Origin of the sequence: uncultured Microscilla sp., assembly GCF_947493425.1 — a bacterium.
Taxonomy (GTDB): domain Bacteria; phylum Bacteroidota; class Bacteroidia; order Cytophagales; family Microscillaceae; genus Microscilla.
This window is the reverse complement of record NZ_CANLRP010000733.1, coordinates 1-206: the sequence shown is the minus strand read 5'-3', so window position 1 is coordinate 206 and position 206 is coordinate 1. Positions and strand designations below refer to the sequence as shown.

The following is a 206-nucleotide window of genomic DNA, read 5'->3' as shown; positions in this document are numbered from 1 at the left end:
ACTGATTCAATATAGTATGACCTTGTCCAAAGTGTTGGAAGTCTACTTTTTAGTTGGGGAAATTCTTGCCTCAAATGTCGACTAGTGTAGCCCTTAAGTTGCCCAATGATGAAATGAGGAGCATCTATTGGCTTCGCTTTGATGAAAAGATGCACATGGTCTGTCATAATCTCCATTGTTTCTATTTCAATGCCCAAATCTTTAGC

The 206-nt window shown here is 38.8% G+C and carries 1 protein-coding gene; it reads right to left on the bottom strand.

Annotated elements, in window-relative coordinates:
• The coding region (tnpA, locus tag Q0954_RS34985; protein ID WP_299466972.1) for an IS200/IS605 family transposase at positions 1–206 on the bottom strand (206 nt) is incomplete at both ends.